General features: G+C 52.7%; 15 protein-coding genes and 1 pseudogene. 6 read left to right on the top strand and 10 right to left on the bottom strand.

The features are described from left to right. Positions 1 to 457: 457 nt before the first annotated feature. From QUD59_RS00540 to QUD59_RS00525, 4 genes are all read right to left on the bottom strand, one after another. A complete protein-coding gene (locus QUD59_RS00540) occupies positions 458 to 1,810 on the bottom strand; it encodes an NAD(P)/FAD-dependent oxidoreductase (protein ID WP_286238855.1) in 1,353 nt (450 codons plus the stop codon). A 133-nt stretch (positions 1,811 to 1,943) separates the two neighbouring features. Beyond that, complete coding sequence (locus QUD59_RS00535; RefSeq protein ID WP_286238854.1) at positions 1,944 to 3,434, bottom strand: aldehyde dehydrogenase; 1,491 nt, start codon at positions 3,432 to 3,434, stop codon at positions 1,944 to 1,946. Beyond that, positions 3,434 to 4,342 (bottom strand): dihydrodipicolinate synthase family protein, encoded by a 909-nt coding sequence (locus QUD59_RS00530; RefSeq protein WP_286238853.1) that lies wholly within the window; start codon positions 4,340 to 4,342, stop codon positions 3,434 to 3,436. The genes QUD59_RS00535 and QUD59_RS00530 overlap by 1 nt, the downstream gene beginning before the upstream one ends. A 278-nt stretch (positions 4,343 to 4,620) precedes the next feature. Beyond that, positions 4,621 to 5,589, bottom strand: coding sequence for a LysR family transcriptional regulator (locus tag QUD59_RS00525; protein ID WP_286238852.1), 969 nt, complete (start codon positions 5,587 to 5,589; stop codon positions 4,621 to 4,623). A gap of 367 nt (positions 5,590 to 5,956) precedes the next feature. Between QUD59_RS00525 and QUD59_RS00520 the strand changes: the two genes are divergently transcribed. Then, positions 5,957 to 7,006, top strand: a complete 1,050-nt coding sequence (locus tag QUD59_RS00520) for a GlxA family transcriptional regulator (RefSeq protein WP_286238851.1) — start codon at positions 5,957 to 5,959, stop codon at positions 7,004 to 7,006. Between the two features lie 40 nt (positions 7,007 to 7,046). Here the strand turns inward: QUD59_RS00520 and QUD59_RS00515 are convergent, their stop codons facing one another. After that, positions 7,047 to 7,904: a LysR family transcriptional regulator gene (locus tag QUD59_RS00515; RefSeq protein WP_286238850.1), complete on the bottom strand. Its 858-nt coding sequence runs from the start codon at positions 7,902 to 7,904 to the stop codon at positions 7,047 to 7,049. Between the two features lie 120 nt (positions 7,905 to 8,024). Here QUD59_RS00515 and QUD59_RS00510 point away from each other — a divergent pair, with 120 nt between their 5' ends. Further along, on the top strand, positions 8,025 to 9,233 hold the full coding sequence (locus QUD59_RS00510; RefSeq protein ID WP_286238849.1) for an MFS transporter: 1,209 nt from the start codon (positions 8,025 to 8,027) through the stop codon (positions 9,231 to 9,233). Positions 9,234 to 9,242: 9 nt separating this feature from the next. Here the strand turns inward: QUD59_RS00510 and QUD59_RS00505 are convergent, their stop codons facing one another. From QUD59_RS00505 to QUD59_RS00485, 5 genes and pseudogenes are all read right to left on the bottom strand, one after another. Next, positions 9,243 to 9,707 (bottom strand): DMT family transporter, encoded by a 465-nt coding sequence (locus QUD59_RS00505; RefSeq protein ID WP_286238848.1) that lies wholly within the window; start codon positions 9,705 to 9,707, stop codon positions 9,243 to 9,245. Continuing rightward, the gene (locus tag QUD59_RS00500) at positions 9,700 to 10,317 is read right to left on the bottom strand and encodes a TetR/AcrR family transcriptional regulator (RefSeq protein WP_286238847.1); all 618 of its coding nucleotides are present in this window, start codon (positions 10,315 to 10,317) and stop codon (positions 9,700 to 9,702) included. The genes QUD59_RS00505 and QUD59_RS00500 overlap by 8 nt, the downstream gene beginning before the upstream one ends. A 232-nt stretch (positions 10,318 to 10,549) precedes the next feature. Further along, positions 10,550 to 10,822: a cation:proton antiporter regulatory subunit gene (locus QUD59_RS00495; protein ID WP_286241068.1), complete on the bottom strand. Its 273-nt coding sequence runs from the start codon at positions 10,820 to 10,822 to the stop codon at positions 10,550 to 10,552. A 15-nt stretch (positions 10,823 to 10,837) separates the two neighbouring features. Then, a pseudogene (rimK, locus tag QUD59_RS00490) lies at positions 10,838 to 11,761 on the bottom strand (30S ribosomal protein S6--L-glutamate ligase); the annotation flags it as partial. Positions 11,762 to 11,841: 80 nt separating this feature from the next. Next, positions 11,842 to 12,288 carry an ATP-dependent zinc protease family protein gene (locus QUD59_RS00485; protein ID WP_286238846.1) on the bottom strand — a complete coding sequence of 149 codons (447 nt, stop codon included), beginning with the start codon at positions 12,286 to 12,288 and terminating at the stop codon, positions 11,842 to 11,844. Positions 12,289 to 13,132: 844 nt separating this feature from the next. Here QUD59_RS00485 and purE point away from each other — a divergent pair. The 4 genes from purE to QUD59_RS00465 all read left to right on the top strand — a co-directional run bounded on the left by purE (position 13,133) and on the right by QUD59_RS00465 (position 16,397). Then, a complete protein-coding gene (gene purE / locus QUD59_RS00480; protein WP_286238845.1) occupies positions 13,133 to 13,615 on the top strand; it encodes a 5-(carboxyamino)imidazole ribonucleotide mutase in 483 nt (160 codons plus the stop codon). After that, on the top strand, positions 13,615 to 14,721 hold the full coding sequence (locus tag QUD59_RS00475; RefSeq protein WP_286238843.1) for a 5-(carboxyamino)imidazole ribonucleotide synthase: 1,107 nt from the start codon (positions 13,615 to 13,617) through the stop codon (positions 14,719 to 14,721). Before purE ends, QUD59_RS00475 begins: the two co-directional genes overlap by 1 nt. A gap of 717 nt (positions 14,722 to 15,438) precedes the next feature. Beyond that, positions 15,439 to 15,750, top strand: a complete 312-nt coding sequence (locus QUD59_RS00470; RefSeq protein WP_286238842.1) for an STAS domain-containing protein — start codon at positions 15,439 to 15,441, stop codon at positions 15,748 to 15,750. Positions 15,751 to 15,785: 35 nt separating this feature from the next. Continuing rightward, positions 15,786 to 16,397, top strand: a complete 612-nt coding sequence (locus tag QUD59_RS00465) for a DUF2238 domain-containing protein (protein ID WP_286238841.1) — start codon at positions 15,786 to 15,788, stop codon at positions 16,395 to 16,397. Positions 16,398 to 16,451: the final 54 nt, after the last annotated feature.

Genomic DNA, 16,451 nt, shown 5'->3' with positions numbered 1-16,451 from the left:
CTCAAATACTGTTGTGATCATCCGAAGGTGACCTTCGACAGCGCTATGAGTACGTTCAATCAGTATATGGAGGGGGGGCAAAAACCGTCCAATGATATATTTACTGTGCTATCCATAACCTGAAGTTATTGGTTTTTGCGCTTTTCATGCCTTATTTCTGCTGGTTTTCACTCAATGGCAGTATGAAAACAGAGTTTTCATCTGAACCATGAAAACCACCGGTTTTTGTCGGGGATAAAGGGGAGGGCGCTTCGATTGAGCAGGCCTGCGGGACTGTGTGGTTGAGCACAGAGAACGCTGAGCTGGATAAAACAAGCCAGAACAGACGAGATGATCGGCGTTTAAAGCGATGTTGAAATCAACAAGGGTTTTTAGGTCAATATGAGGTGATGCAGGTACAAGGTATTGCAGCTACAGAAAGCGGGTAAGCCGGCCAGCGGCCGGCTTCAGATAAACGTCAGAGTTCAAGCCCCGCTTGCCACTCCTTGAAGCGCATGGTGGCATTGGCACCAATGCTGAGGAAGGGTTCCGGTGGCAGTCGGGAAGGGTTAGGGTAGTCCAGAAACAGGTCAAGCAGTTCGGATTTGCCCAAGACGGCTTGCTCCGCAGCCATCATGCCCGACAGTGTACCTTTCACCGTCCCCAGTCCGTTCTGGCAGCAGGCGGACCAGACCCGCTCTTCAATTTCACCAAAGGCCGGTACTGAATTCAGTGTCAGGCATAATCTGCCGCCCCACCGATATTCCATTTCAATACCCGAGAGCATGGGAAACCGATTCTCAAATGAGCGGTCCTGCAGCATTGCAGCCCGCTGCATATTGCTCTCTTTGGCTTCAATGGACTGATTCAGAGTCGCATGGTTTCTGATGACGATGCGATCCCCGCCACCCTGATAATCTGAGAAACGTCGAACCGTTGTTCCCATAGGGTCTGCCGGGAGTATACCCCAGTCTGAACTTCCACCAAGCCTTTTGATCTCCTGGGGCGAGAGTGGGCGAGTCATTGAGGCGTAGGTAAAAACATGCAGCAAGCGACCCGGGAAATAACCAAAAGACTGGAGATGCCCGTTAACGGCCATGATCACGTTTTTGGCTTTCACCTTTCCCTGCGGGGTCGACAGTGTGTGTGTATCGCCCAGTTGCATCGAGACCACCGGGGTATTCTCATAGATGGCAACTCGCTCAGAGAGCCCATCAGCCACTGAGCGGATGAATGAGGCGGGCTGAATCATGACAGCGCCCGGGGTAAACAGGCCTTTTTGATAGAACTCTGTGCCGGTCCAGGTCTTCATCTCGTCGGCGGAGCGAACCTCGTACTGTTCGCCCAGTGTTTCGAGGTGCTGCCGATAGCTTTCAATGTGTGCAACACCTTTTGCCGTGCCGGCTGCAGTGACTTTACCGCAGGGGTCAAAAACGGCCTTGGGCATTGCGTATTCTTCTGCCATTTCGCGGGCAAAATCGATAGCCGCGCGATTCAGTTTTATCTGACGCAGATCCTGCGCATGCCCGCCGGCATAGCTTTCGGAGTTCAGCTCGTGGGGCAGATCGATCATAAATCCGCTATTACGACCTGCAGGTCCCTGTGCCAGTGCACTGGCTTCCAGCAGGGCGATGCTGTCATTACCCACCAGTTGGGATAACCGTTTCGCTGCGGCTAAACCGGCAAAACCGCCACCAATAATCGCCCAATCTACGGTGATATCTTCCCTGAGGAGTGGATAGGTACGCGCTTTGGGGAGAATGCTGTTCCAGGCGGCTGGACCCGGGTCAACCGGCAGGCGTTTGACATTAATGTTGTTTTTATTAGCCATGATGATTCCATCGAGCAGGGTAAAGCTTTGCTGGCCAGGCCCGGAGCCGTATTCAGGCCCGGCCAGCAAAGGGGTTGCTAAAAAATCATAAAGAACGAGCGTGAACTGATGTTCAGAACACGCTGTAGCGTGATCAATCCAGATCGACCCAGATTGTTTTCAGTTGAGTGAACTGGTCATGGGCGTGGATTGAGTTATCGCGACCACCAAAGCCGGACTGTTTATAGCCGCCAAACGGTGTGCTGATATCGCCCTCGCCGAAGCAGTTGACCGTGACGGTACCCGCTCTCAGCGCCTGAGCCGCACGCATTGAGCGCTTAGCATGTGCGGTGAAAACAGATGCGGTCAGACCGTATTCTGTGTCGTTGGCCACAGCGATAGCTTCTTCATAACCCGATACGGTAATCACTGAAAGAATCGGGCCGAAAATTTCTTCGCGGGCCAGACGGTCACTGTTTTTAACGCCATCATAGATGGTAGGCAGTACGTAGCAGCCATCGACAGATTCGCCACCAATTACCAACTGATGACCATCTTCTTTAGCGATATCGAAGTATTCGGTCACCTTATTGAAGTGGCCCTGATCGACCAGTGCGCCCAACTGATTTTCCGGGTCGAGTGGGTCACCGGTTTTCCACGCTCTAGCTTGCTCAACAATCTTCTCAAGCAGCGCGTCTTTGATACCCTCTTCGACGATCAGGCGGGAGCCTGCAGAGCAGTTTTCACCCATGTTCCAGAACGCGGCAGATACAACATGCTCGGCAACCACATCAAGATCCTCAGCGTCATTCAGGACAACGCATGGGTTCTTACCGCCCAGTTCCAGTACGACTTCTTTGATGTTGGAGTCAGCGGAGTAGTTGAGGAATTTCCGACCCGTTGCGGTAGAACCGGTGAAGGTCACCATGTCGATATCCATGTGTTTGCCGATTGCCTCACCCACCACGCGACCAGAACCGGTGATAACATTCAGCACGCCCGCAGGCAGGCCAGCTTCCACCGCCAGTTCAGCAACACGAATAGCTGTCAGGGAGGTTTGCGCAGCCGGTTTGAGTACAACAGAGCAACCTGCAGCCAGAGACGGCGCGATCTTCCATGCCAGCATCAGAATTGGGAAATTCCAGGGCAGAACGGCACCGACTACGCCTACCGGTTCGCGTACGATCATTGATACAGCGCCACTGCCTACAGGTGCTGTCTGATCATAGATTTTATCGATCAGTTCAGCGTGCCAGCGCAGTGTGTGAGCCACTTCTGGAATATCAATGGTGACACAGTCGGCGATCGGTTTACCTGAATCCATACTTTCCAGTACGGCCAGTTCATCACCATTGTCCTCAATCAACTGTGCCAGTTTAATCAGCACTTCCTTGCGCTCGCCAGGGTGACGTTTGCTCCAGCTTCCACTTTCAAATACATCACGGGCAGCCGCTACCGCCAGATCTACATCTTCGGTTGTGCATGCCGGGATCTGAGTGATCTCAGCACCGGTTGCCGGGTTGGTCACCTTGATGACCTCTCCGTTGCTGGCGGAATGTAAACTACCGTTGATGAAGCACTGGGATGGAGGCGTCAGTTCTGCGGCAATCTTCTGGTATTCCTGATGAGTACGTAGATCAGACATCACTTCGCTCCTTCCACAATATCGCGGATGTTCGTTTTCAGGGTCTCGACTACCGCCGCCATGGCCTGTTTCTCGTCTTCGCTCAGGCCCAGAAGGGGTTTGCGGACTTCGCCGGCGAAACGGCCACCGTGAGTTACACCGTACTTAACGCTCTGGATGAATTTGCCACCCTGTTCCAGAACCTGCATCAGAGGCATCATTTCTGCCATGATGCGGCGACCTTTGCCGAAATCATTTTCGATGACGCAAGCCTGATACAAAGCCAGATGCTCTTCCGGCAGGAAGTTCGAACCGGCACATACCCAGCTTTTTGCACCCCAGGCAAAGAATTCCAGTGCCTGATCGTCCATGCCGCAGGAAACCTGAATTTCAGGGTACTGATTAACCAGCATGTGCAGTCGGTTAATGTCACCGGAGCTTTCCTTGATGCCGCAGATGTTCTTACGATCAGCGATCAGATCGAAAAACTCGGCTTCCATATTGATACCCATGCGATCAGGGTAGTTGTACAGCATCACCGGCAGGTCGGCCGCACTGTCAATGGTCAGTGCGTGCTGCGCCAGTTCATACTGGGTTGGCAACGAGTATGGCGGTGTAGCCAGCAAAATTATATCGGCCTGATGTTTGGCCGCATCTTCAGCCAGCTTAACTGAGGCGTTTGGGTTAACTGATCCGGTACCAAAAATAATCTGCAGATTATCTGCACAGATCTGGCGAGCGATTTTCAGAAGTTCTACGCGCTCTTCGTGGGTTTCTACATAGTACTCACCCGTGGTTCCGCCAATCATAAGACCGTGAACACCGGACTTCAGCAGGTATTCAACCTGGGCTGCGTAAGCGTCATAGTCAATGGAGTAGTCATCTTTGAATGGAGTGATGACCGGCGTATAAATACCTTCAAATTGCATTGCATTCACCGTCAATATGGTTGTTATTCTGGACCGGAATAATTTGATCCCGACGTGCAATAAATATTAACGAGGTAAAAGAAACCGGCACAATCAACCTTTTTTGCATGGAAAGCATAACGTCAGGTTATGGAAATAAGGCCAGTGCTCGGGAGTATCCGGGGGGTATTATTGCGCTGCGCCCATGATCAGGCAGGCGAGTTTCACCTTCGCACAGAGACAGATAGCGGGTCAGGGGGCGTTACAGGATGTGTGCCTTGCGGGCTGAGCTGCGCGCCTTATTCTTTATCAGATAAATTGGCGACGCAGGTGGGTTCCTGAGCTATACGCTCCAGAAACCATTCTTTAAATGTCATAAAGGCCGGGTCTTGAGCCTTGTTTTCTGAGTAGGTCAGGTAATGTAACTTTTCGCGGTAGCAGACTTCCAGCTCACCTGCCTTAACCAGCCAGCCCTGATCGATCATCGGTGAAACCAGTTGGTTCCAGCCCAGCGTAACCCCCTGATGGCTGAGTGCCATCTGGATCAGCATGTTGTAATCATTGGCGTTAAATGAGAAGTCGTCCTCGGTTAAATCAGAGCCCAGTTCAGAATCCAGGGTATTAAACCAGACACCCCAGTCAACATGCTCGGCAACCCCGGAGCGTCCGTATGGGGTCAGATTCAGCAGTCGGGACGTTTGCAGGCCTTCCAGAGTTTCAATTTCGGGATGCTGCTTCAGATACAGAGGGGAGCAGACCGGAAATACACGGTCGTAGAACAGAGGGATGGAATGATAGCCCTCCCGGGTATCGCAGGCTTTGTTGATGAACATGTCCGGGTAGACACCGGGTTCCATATGCAGGAAGTTGTTCGTGGTGACGACGTTCACGACAATGTCGGGGTTTTCGGTAAAGAAGCTGGGCAGATGGGCGGACAGCCAGAATGCAGAGAATGCCGGGCTGCAGCAGATCGTCAATTCATGCCTTGTTTTGGCGGCTTCACCAATACGGCGTGCGGCTTGCGCAATGTTCATAAAGGAAAGGTAGCCGGCATCGTAAAGAATATTGCCTGCCTCGGTAAGCTCAACGGCTCTGCCTGTGCGTTTGAAAAGCTCAACGCCAAGGTTGTCTTCGAGCTCCCGGATCTGCCGGCTGATTGAAGCCTGAGTCACGCAAAGGGCTTCAGCCGCGCGGGTGAAGTTCTGATATTTAGCGGCTGCGACAAAACACCTGACCGCCCTCAGGGAGGGCATTTTTACAAGTATCAAATCGGGTTCTACGTGTTTTACCACAGCAATCAGCACCTAATAGTTCGTTCTTAAGCACTGATAATACACATAACGAAAGGTCAGATGAAACGCTTTCAACAGGTTGCAGGTGGTATGCCTGCTGCTTTGGATACGAGGGAGGCGCGGGTTTAATGACTTTTGGTTATGAATAGCTCCGCGAAAATATCATTGGAAGCAAGTGGGGATAAACAATAAGTTAGATAGTGGCTTGTTAGCTGTCCTGTCATCCGGAAACCACAAAGCAACCAACACAATAATAAAGGGTTCTCATATGAATAACTCCAAATCTGCTCAGCCAATGACGTCATCAGCCTCGGTAGGGTTTGTTCTCCAGGAGCATTTTTCAATGATGGCTTTTACTGCGGCACTGGATGCTTTGGTTACCACCAATCTGGTGCATGATTCGGAGATATTCACCTATCAGACGATCGCGACCGCAGGAAAGTCGGTTACCAGTGATCTGGGGATCAAGTTGCCAGTTGATAGTTGCTTAGCCACAGATGACGAGCTGGCCCGGGCTGATTTTGACATCGTCATTGTCTGCGGCGGATATCGCACCCCACTGGCAGAGGATGCCAGGTTAACCTCATTTTTACAGTCGGCAGATAAATCGGGTGCTGTCCTCGCTGCGCTCTGGAATGGGGTAATACCGATTGCCCATGCGGGCCTGATGCAGGATCGTGAGTCAGCTCTGCATCCTGATAATCATGCTTACTTCGGAGAATCTTTTAAAGATCTGCGGGTTACCAAAAACACGATGTCGTTTGATGAGAAAAGAGCTTCATCTTCCGGCCCTGCCAGCGCTTTAGAAATGATACTCAGACTGATTCAGTCGGTGATTGGCGCTGAGGCGGTCAAAGACGTTTGTCAGATCATCAATTGCGACTCAGTGAAGCAATCTTCAACCGATACACCTCTGCAGATCGGTGATGATCCAAGGCTTCCGGAACCCGTTCGTGAAGCGATGCAGTTGATGAGAAGTAATATTGAGGAGCCCCTGACACTCGGGGAAATCAGCGATTGTATTAATATTTCACGCCGACAACTGGAGCGACTGTTTCATAATCATCTGGATATCAGCCCCTCACGACATTACCTGCATATCAGGCTGAACCATGCACGAAACTTATTGCAGCAGACTAATGAGACAATTACCAATGTGGCGCTGGCCAGTGGCTTTGTGAGTTCCAGTCATTTCAGTAACTGTTTCAAAGAGCACTTTGGCATGTCCCCGACAACGATCAGAAGCAAGCGACGTGGCCTGAGTCCACAAAGCAGTGAGCGCGAAGTCAGTTGGGCAGATGGTTCGGTGAAACCGAACCGGCCGGGTTCTCCGCTTACTTTCAGACTGGCGGTAGATCAGACAGCGGCTTTCAGACAGGTCAGTGGACTCTGATAGCCGGGTGAGGAGGGGGCTGGCAGCTCCGAAGCTTAGTTTACTGCAACAACCCCTCTGCTGCCCGTTCGCGGATTGTTGCTGAGAGGCGCTGAGTGGCTTCGTTTACGTTGTTGGCGACAAACAGCGTTGCGTGGGTTTTGGGTAGTGCTGGCAACCCTTCTTCGATAACAGAGATGCCCGGTTCTACGGTAGAGCGGGGCAGAACTCCGATGCCGATCCCGGCTTTGACTGCGGCGAGAATACCGGTTCGGCTCTGGCTGCTGAAGGCGATACGGTAGTCTTTCTCCGCTGCCTGCAGGGCGCTTTGGGCGCTGTCCCGGTGGTAACAGCCGTCGAGGAAAACCGCCAGAGGCAGGGTCATGTTGAGGTCAATCTGATGACTGGGTGAGCGTACCCAGACCAGTTCATCCAGCGTTAAACGTTCACCTCCTTCCGAAGAGAAGGGCATTTCGATCAGGGCCAGATCAAGTTGGTCTTCATCCAGCATCTTCTGCAATTGTTGCGGGCGATGGTCAATAAACACTTCCAGATTTGCCTCGGGATAAGAGAGCACAAAGGCTTCCAGTATCGGGGTCAGCACACGGGTGGCGTATTGATCATGGGTGCCCAGACGCACGGTGCCCTTAATGCCGCCATGCTGGTAATTGCCAAGAATCTGGTCATGCAGGCTGATCAGTTTGCGTGCATCCATCTCCAGTTGGCGACCTGCGGCGGTCAGCCTGACGCCATACTGTCCGCGTTCCAGCAGGGTTGCGTCGAGCAGACTCTCAAGCCGGCTTAACTGCATACTCACGGTTGAAGGAGCCTTATGCCGCTGTTGCGCTGCACTGGTCAGGTTCAGGGTTCGGGCGACGGTCACGAAGGTTCGCAAAAGTGAGATTGGCAGGTCTTTCATATCAGGATTCAATTAAGTTGAATGTGTTGGTCAATATTTATCGATATATTGAAGGTGGTCAAGTGAATAATAATGGCGCTTATTCAGATCAGCAGGCGAGTAGTATTAAGGAGAATAAGCATGAAATTAACTGCATTACTGGGGGCCAATCAGGTGCTCAGTCATGGCTTTGGCGTGTTTCTGTTTGCCGCGCTGTTTCCGTTTATGCGTGATGATCTGGGGCTTACCTACTGGCACCTGTCGGCGGTTGGCATCGCGACGCAACTGGCGTATCTGGCCGGCGCGATGTCCATCGGATTGTTGGGGCGTATTCTGCCCGCAGAGAAACTGATTCTGCTCTCGGCTGCGGCCAGCTCAGGGCTTTTATTCTCTCTTGCTGTTTTGCTGCAGCCGGTGCTGATGATTATGGTGCTGGCGCTGCTGGCTTTCAGTGCCGCGGTTTGCTGGGGCTCTATTGTCGGTATTATTACCCGCTATGTGCCTGCAGACAGAGCTGCCAGCTCCCTGTCGGCGGCAGGCAGCGGCACCGCCTGGGGTTATGGTGTTAACGGATTGTTGCTGCTGTTCTGGGTACCGTTGCTTGGCTGGCAGATAACCTGGATGGTGACCGCCGCAGCCGGTGTTTTTGTTCTGCTGCTGTCTCTGTTTATGTTGCGTTCTCTTCAAGGGTTGCCCGATGTGGCACTTGTTAGCCCACAGGTTGAGCGCAGCCCCGGGGTGCTGAGTACGCGCAAGTTATTCCGGGCGTTGCTGACGGAGCAACGCGCTGCGCTGAGTTGTGCCATCTATTTTCTGATCGGCTTTACCTGCATTACTTTTTCAGGCTGGCTGAACACTTATCTGGATGAGCTTGGGCAGACCTCGCTGGCGGGGCCCACCTGGACGATACTCGGGGTGAGCGGCATGCTGGCCGGCGCGGGTATTGGTCGGCTGGCGGACAAAAAAGGCCATGCAACTGCCATGCTGGTCATGGCTTTGGGCTATGCAGTGAGTCTGGCTGTGTTCAGCTATGATCCGGTTGAGTATGCCTTTATCGCCGGGATCGGTTATGGGCTGATCTATTTCCCGGTGTGGGGGATTCTCGCCTCCTGGGTATCTCAGGTTTATTCTCCGGTTGCGACTATGCAGCTCAGCGGTTTAGGTATGGTGGCGTCAGCGCTTGGTGGCAGCTCCGGGAATTTCGTTGCCGGTCTGATTCAGACAACCACCGGTTCACTGGAGATGCTGTATCTTCTGCTGGCCAGTGGCAGTGGCGTTTTACTGGCGCTGGCGCTGATTATGTTATGGCAACAGAAACAGCGCAGCGAACAGTATGAGCCTTGTCTGTAGCCCGGTGCGTTACACGGTGGCAGGGGTGGTTTTGTTGAGGACCAGAAAAACACCTGCCGCCATCAGGCCCAGTCCAATGATCCGTTGTAATCCGATTGTGGATTGTTGAGCGCCCAGCAGGCCGAAGTGGTCGATAGCGCTCATGGCGATCAGTTGTCCAAGCAGGGCAAAAGCGATGGCATTGGAGATGCCGAAGCGTGGCGCAATCCAGGTGACGCTGATGATATAAAACGCCACGCAGAATCCGCCCAGATAGTAATAAACCGGCGTGTCGGCGGCGACAAGCTTGCTGGGTACCCCTTCAGTTGCGAACAGGTAGATAACCGCCACGGTGAAGCCAACCGCCAGTGAGATGGTGGTAGCCAGCGTTGAACTGAGCAGTTTGCTGCCGAGGCCGCCGTTGAGCGTGGCCATCGTAGGGATACCGATACCGGCGAGTAACATAAACAGAGCATAGGTCAGTGAGTTATTCATGGTCTTTCTCCGCTGTGGGTGCGGTTTGATTTTCTGGTTGCGGGTTTATATCTGCTGACAGGCGTTCAGCGGTTGCCTGACCTGCCTGCAGTAAGCGGTCAGATAATTCTTCTGAATACACGGCACGGGATAACACCAGTGAGCCGATGATCAGGGACATAAAGGCCAGTGATTGTTGAGAACGGTCTTTATCTGTTTCAGAGAACGCTTCGCCACAGACTGCAGTCAGCGACTTAAGCAGCTCTTTTTCGTAGTTTTGCCGAAAAGCATCGTTGCTGCGGGCGGCTTCCGAACACAGCGAGGCAAGTGCACAACTGTTACTCAGATCGTTACGGTGGCCTGGGGTCAGGTAGCGTTTCGCCAGACGGGCCAGGCGTTGTGACCAAGGTTCTTTTTTCGGCCGTCCTATCCAGCGCTTGCGGTTATCGTCCAGTGCGGTATGCAGCGCATCGCGAAGCATTTCATCTTTGTTTTTGAAATGCGAATAAAACGCGCCGTGGGTGAGGCCGGCATCTTTCATTACTGCTGCAATACCGGATCCGTCCAGCCCCTCAATCCGCATTCTCTGTCCAGCAGCGCTGAGAATTTTGTCCCGCGATTGCTGTTTCATATCTGCTCTGAGCGTCATGGTAACCTCGCATGATGGTCGTCATGCGAATTAGAATCTCGCATGATGATCATCATGTCAATAGCGGGGTTAAAACCGGCAGAAGTAACGCAGGCACGTTCAGGGAATTAAGTGGGGCCGGGAGAGGCTGGGGGAGTGCCGTGGAGTGGCCTCCCGGCGCAGGGGCGTCGGGAGGTCGGTTTCGGGAGCTGTGATCAGGTCGCTTTTAACAGGATCAGGCGTCTTCCGGACCTGTGGCTTCCGGCAGTGAGTCGGGCAGGTCGGCCACGGTCGGGCTGCGGCGGCGACGGGTTTTCGCCGGGATCATCTCGCGCATCGATTCCATCTTACCGAAACAGAGCAGTTTGTCTTCAGCTTCCAGTACCCGGTCTTTACGGGGGTTTGGAATCACTTTGTTGCCCCGGTAAAGGGTCAGGACGTTAATGTCCTTCTCATTAAGCTGGGTCTCAACAATGGTTTTACCGACAAACTTAGAACCTTCAGGCACATATATTTCACCAACACCGTAACCCTTACTGACGGTCAGGCGCTGGCGCACGTCGATCTCAGGGAAATCCACCTGCGCTGCAATGTACTCGATAATCGCACCGGCCACATCCAGTCCGGTACAGGTTTCAATGCCTTCCAGACCCGGGGAGGAGTTCACTTCCATCACCTGTGGGCCGGTCTGGCTCTCAAGCATATCAACCCCGGCTACCTGCAAGCCCATGATCTGGGCTGCACGCACAGCGGTCTCTTTATATTCGTCGCTCAGTTCCACCGCTTCAGCAATACCGCCACGATGCACGTTGCTGCGGAACTCCTGTCCCTGTGCAACGCGGCGCATGGCGGCAACGACCCGGTCGCCAACCACGATGGCACGGATATCCTTACCTTTACTTTCGGCCACAAATTTCTGAATGAGCACGTTCTGTTTCTGACTCTGTAGCAGTTCGATGATCGATTCTGCCGTGGTTACGGATTCCGCCAGCAGGACACCGATGCCCTGAGTACCTTCGATCAGTTTGATGATGACCGGCGCGCCACCGACACGTTCAATCGCAGGCAGTACATCTTTTTTATCGCGCACAAACGCAGTACGCGGGATGCCGATATGATGCCGGCTCAGTAGCTGCAGGCTGCGCAGTTTGTCGCGGGAGTTGTTGATGCCATGTGCAGTATTGGCACAGAACACATCCATCTCCTGAAACTGGCGTACGACTGCGGTGCCATAGTAGGTGATTGACGCGCCAATTCTCGGCAGCACTGCATCGTATTCGCTGAGTGCTTTCTGGCGGAAGTGCAGGGCAGGGGTGCCACGCTGCAGATCAATCGCAAATTTAAGGGTATTCAGCACCTTAACGTCGTGTCCTCGCTGGAGAGCGGCCTCTTTCAGGCGCTGTGTGCTGTAGGAGTTCGGGCCGCACGAGAGTATTGCTAGTTTCATGGTAATGCTTTCCTGATATGTCTGGCGGGTTGATCCGTCAGGTACTGAAAATGTTTGGGCTCACCGGGCCAAGGGGTTGATCAGACCGGGTCATCGGAAACCAGAAACTCCCGGCTGGGATCAACCAGAATATGATCGGTCATCGCTTCCCGCCCCAACAGCATCAGATTCTGCATGCTGGAGCGGTCAGTCAGGGTCAGTTTGATCGGCCATTCGCGTCCGCCTAACTGAATTATAGTCTTTATCACAAAGCGCTTTTCCCGGTCGGCGGTAGAACTTTTCACCACCTTCTTACCTTTGAGCAGCAGCGACTTATTCACCACACGGTCAACGTTGTGAACATCCGGATGGATATCAAAGTTAACCCAGCGTTTGCCGTCTTTGGTAAATTCTTCGATATTGTCGACGTGCAGTGACGATGTGGCAGCGCCGGTATCGACGCGCATCTGAACGCCGGAAAGTTCCAGATCCGGCAGATCGCAGCATTCCAGTGCACCAACCAGTAACTTCTGCTTGTTTTCTGTCATTTATCCCTAACCTCTGCAGATGAACACCTGAATATGTGCGAAAAGTCGTGTGTAAACAGGTTGTTAGTGGGCCTGTGGCCGTGTCTCCGTTTAGGTTAGCCTAAGTTGCTGCAGATGCCCAGCCGGCGCTCTGGCAATTGTTCATCAGGTTTTCTGCCGGTTGGAAAAATATGCGTTGGGTGTAAACCAATGCACTTGGCCGGGATTGATTGTTTTCTGTTATCGGGCTTGTTTGTTTGCGTTGTATCAATTCTTCACATCGTTCTGTGGCCGGTTGACACAATCGCCGTGTAAAGAGGCCCCCCGGGGCAAGTTACACAGGACTTCTTCGTCGGTTCCCTAGGACTTAGCTTCATTCTTATTTATAATGGCCCGCCTGGTTGAGGGGACGTGGATTTCTGCCTGGCATTGTTTTAATCGGCTGGTGGGCAGGGGGACGAAACGGTAAAATTATGCCCCTCTTCGGCAGCCGGTTTTTGTTGGAGTGCAGGCACTCTTTCTGCCGGAGATAGTACGAGTTGCGACATCAGGGTTGAATCTGCTCAGAGGGTATGGTTCTTTAACCGCCTTTTTGGGTAGTGGTGCCGCTAGTGGGAGCTATGCCGGGTGGCGTAGTTTCTGATTTGCTGGAGATTTGCCGGGGCTGTTGTGGCTGCCCCTGAGGCGAATGTTTGTGTTTTTTGTGGTCTTACCGCAATCAGGGCAGACCCAACTGTGCAAATCTCAGCTCGTCGATTACTTCGTCGCTGACGACCTTATTTCCGTGCGCTATTCAGCCGGAAGCCCGGTTCATCGGGCGCTGTCGGTCGGCATGATGTCATGATTTAACTTTAAGGTAGATTTAATGAGCAATGTTCAGGTAAGCATCATTATGGGCTCTCAGTCCGATTGGCCTACCATGCAGGAAGCAACCATCCTGCTGGAGGAGTTGGGCGTACCCTATGAAGCAAAAGTGGTTTCCGCACACCGGACCCCGGGCCGTTTGTACGAGTTCGCAACCAACGCACACAACGAAGGTGTTGAAGTGATTATTGCCGGTGCGGGCGGTGCAGCTCACCTGGCGGGCATGGCGGCTGCGATGACTCATCTGCCGGTTATCGCGGTTCCCGTTGCCAGTAAAAACCTGAAAGGTATGGACAGCCTGATGTCCATGGTACAGATGCCTCGTGGTGTAGCGGTTGCCTGTCAGGCAATTGGAGCCGCAGGTGCTTACAATGCAGGTCTGCTGGCGTGCCAGATGCTGGCCCTGAAAGATCCTGCACTGAGCCAGCGTCTGGTCGAGTGGAGAACCAAACAAACCGACGCTATCCCGCAGGAGGTTGAATAATGCACATTGCGATCATCGGTTGCGGTCAGTTAGCGCGAATGATGGCACTCGATGGCTGGAGAATGGGTTATACCTTCACGTTTGCCGCATTTCCCGGTGAGAGTGTTCAGCCGGTAGAAGGTCTGGGTGAAATCGTTGAAGTACCTGACAGTCTTCGTGGTGAAGCGTTGTTTAAGGCACTGGGCGAGCCTGCGGTAGTGACCGTAGAGCGTGAAGACGTGGATACCGATATGCTGCGTGATGTTCAGCAGTTCTGTAACGTGTATCCGTCGCCGGAAGCAATTGAGAAGTGTAAGCACCGTGGCGTAGAGAAATCTTTCCTCCGCGATATCGGCGTACCGACAGCACCTTTTGCGCTGGCGGACTGTGCTGATTCGGTGGCGAAAGGTGTGGCCGAGGTTGGTCTGCCAGTGATCATTAAATCCTGTCAGCAGGGGTATGATGGTCGTGGCCAGTGGCGCCTGAAAACGCAGGAAGATCTGGATACCTGGCTGGAAGAAAATCAGGTCAGCATGGAATATATCGTTGAAGGCGTGATCAGCTTTGAACGTGAAATCTCTACGGTTTCGGTACGCGCTGCGGATGGCCGTTGTGCCTTTTATCCGGCGGCTGAGAACCACCATGAGAATGGCATTCTGCTTACCTCCATCGCGCCGGCTGCTTTTGCTGACGATGCACTGAAAGCAGAAGCGCAGCAGATCACTCAGAAAATTCTCGATGCACTGGATTACACCGGAGTTCTCTCCGTTGAGTTCTTTGTGACTCAGGATCAGCGTCTGCTGGTGAATGAGATGGCGCCACGCGTACACAACAGTGGTCACTGGACTCAGGCTGCCGGAGTGTGCAGCCAGTTCGCTAACCATCTGCTGGGTATTACGGATCAGCCACTGGGCGAAACAAATCCGGTTTGTCATACGGCAATGGTCAACCTGCTGGGTAAAGAGGTCGATAAAGACCTGCCTTGCCGCGGCAATGTTCAGGTTCACCTGTATAACAAATCGATCCGTCCGGGTCGTAAAGTCGGTCATATCAATCTATGGGATATCGACCGTGGGCGTCTTGAGCAGCAGATGCTTAGCCTGAAAGAATCGATCTATCAGGATTGATTTTGTGGTAGAACCCTTCGCCAGCGGGCGGAGGGTTCTATCCGATAGCTTTTTTCTGAGGCGTTTCCGCCTTCTTTTCCTGTTGTTTTATTCTCTTCTCTCCTCTTCTCTGATCTGAAGCGTCCGCTGATGGGCTGCTCAGAGGGTAATTTTCCGTTCGGTATTTGCAATCGGGTTGGCAATTTTACTGCGCTGTGTTGTCGCCCGGGTTATGCGTCAGCTTCTCATCTTTTCACCGTTCCACCTTTCACCTTATAAGCTGAAATCAACTCTGTTATTGGCAGGGGTAATCCGTAGTCGCAAGGTCGCAAGAAGGTACCGCCGCTATTTGCGCACCCAACTTTTAACAGGGCGGCTATAACGCTGATTATCGTGGATATTCGCCAGATCGGCGAAGCAGGTTTCCTCTGATCCACTGCCGTTGTTTCGACGTAGAGAGTGCTTGTCTGTCGGGTGATTATCAAACAGGAAAATAGATCAGTAATCGCTTGACTATAACCCTTCAATCTGTAAGTTTATTGGTCTTCCGTTTAATACAATAAGTTGTATTTAAACAGATGCCGGCAATTTGAATAAGACCGGCAAGGGAATTAACGACGGAACTCCGGGAGGGGCTTTACAGTTCGCTGACCGGTCAAACAAAAATAATATAAAGGACTGTGAACACCGCAGATGGGGCCCGGCTAAAGGGAAGGTGCGGTGTTCTTTACACACCAAATGAGACGACAACTATCAGAGCGGCACCCGGAAACAAACGAAAAACAAACGATTAGAATTGATGTAGGCAAACAGCTTAAATTTGACCAATACGGTTGGTTCCGCAATGCTTACATCGACCAGCTCGGTACCTCGAGCCATTTCGAGGTCGATCTGAGTCAACTGGAGGAGATGGATTCTTCGGGGCTGGCGATGCTGATCATCCTTAAAGATCAGGCTAAAGCCAGCGGGGCTAAGGTCAGTTTTAATCAGCCCACGGTATTCGCACGGCAGGTGCTGGGCCTTTGTCCCGACTATCTGCTGGAGGAGTAGTAACCCGATCGTAATGGCCTGCGAAACGGTTGCGTATGCTAAGAAAGGGAAAGGCTATTAAATACCTCTGGGCAATTATCTTTACGGCCGGGCTTATCTGGTCCGGTATCAACCCAAAAGATCAGTTCACCTGGTTTCTCGAAGTGCTGCCCGCGATGCTCGGTGCCGTGCTGCTGTTAACCACTTACCGCCGTTTTCCTCTCACACCGATGCTCTACCTGTTTATCCTGTTGCACTGTCTGGTGCTGATGGTGGGAGGGCACTATACCTACGCTGAAGTGCCTCTGTTTGATGGTCTGTTCGGGGCTGAGCGCAACAATTACGACAAGGTGGGGCACTTCTTTCAGGGGTTCGTGCCTGCGCTGCTGGCGCGTGAAATCCTGATTCGTAAACAGGTCGTCAACGGTGAAGGATGGTGCGTATTGTTTGTGATCTCAGTCTGCCTCGCTTTCAGCGCATTCTATGAACTGCTTGAGTGGTGGGTTGCGCTGGCCAGCGGTGAGGGGGCCGAGGCATTTCTCGGTACTCAGGGGTATGTCTGGGATACCCAGTCAGATATGGCGCTGGCACTGCTGGGAGCGATCAGTGCATTACTGTTCCTGTCAAAACTGCATAACCGCCAGTTGAAGCAGGTGCAAATCAGTTAAACGGCGATTATTCAGGCCTGTAGCAGCGCAGCAGACTATTACAGGCCTGGGCCG

The organism is Neptuniibacter halophilus (assembly GCF_030295765.1).
In the GTDB taxonomy this organism is placed as follows: Bacteria; Pseudomonadota; Gammaproteobacteria; order Pseudomonadales; family Balneatricaceae; genus Neptuniibacter; species Neptuniibacter halophilus.
The sequence above is the reverse complement of the archived record's forward strand: the minus strand, read 5'-3'. Positions and strand labels throughout refer to the sequence as shown.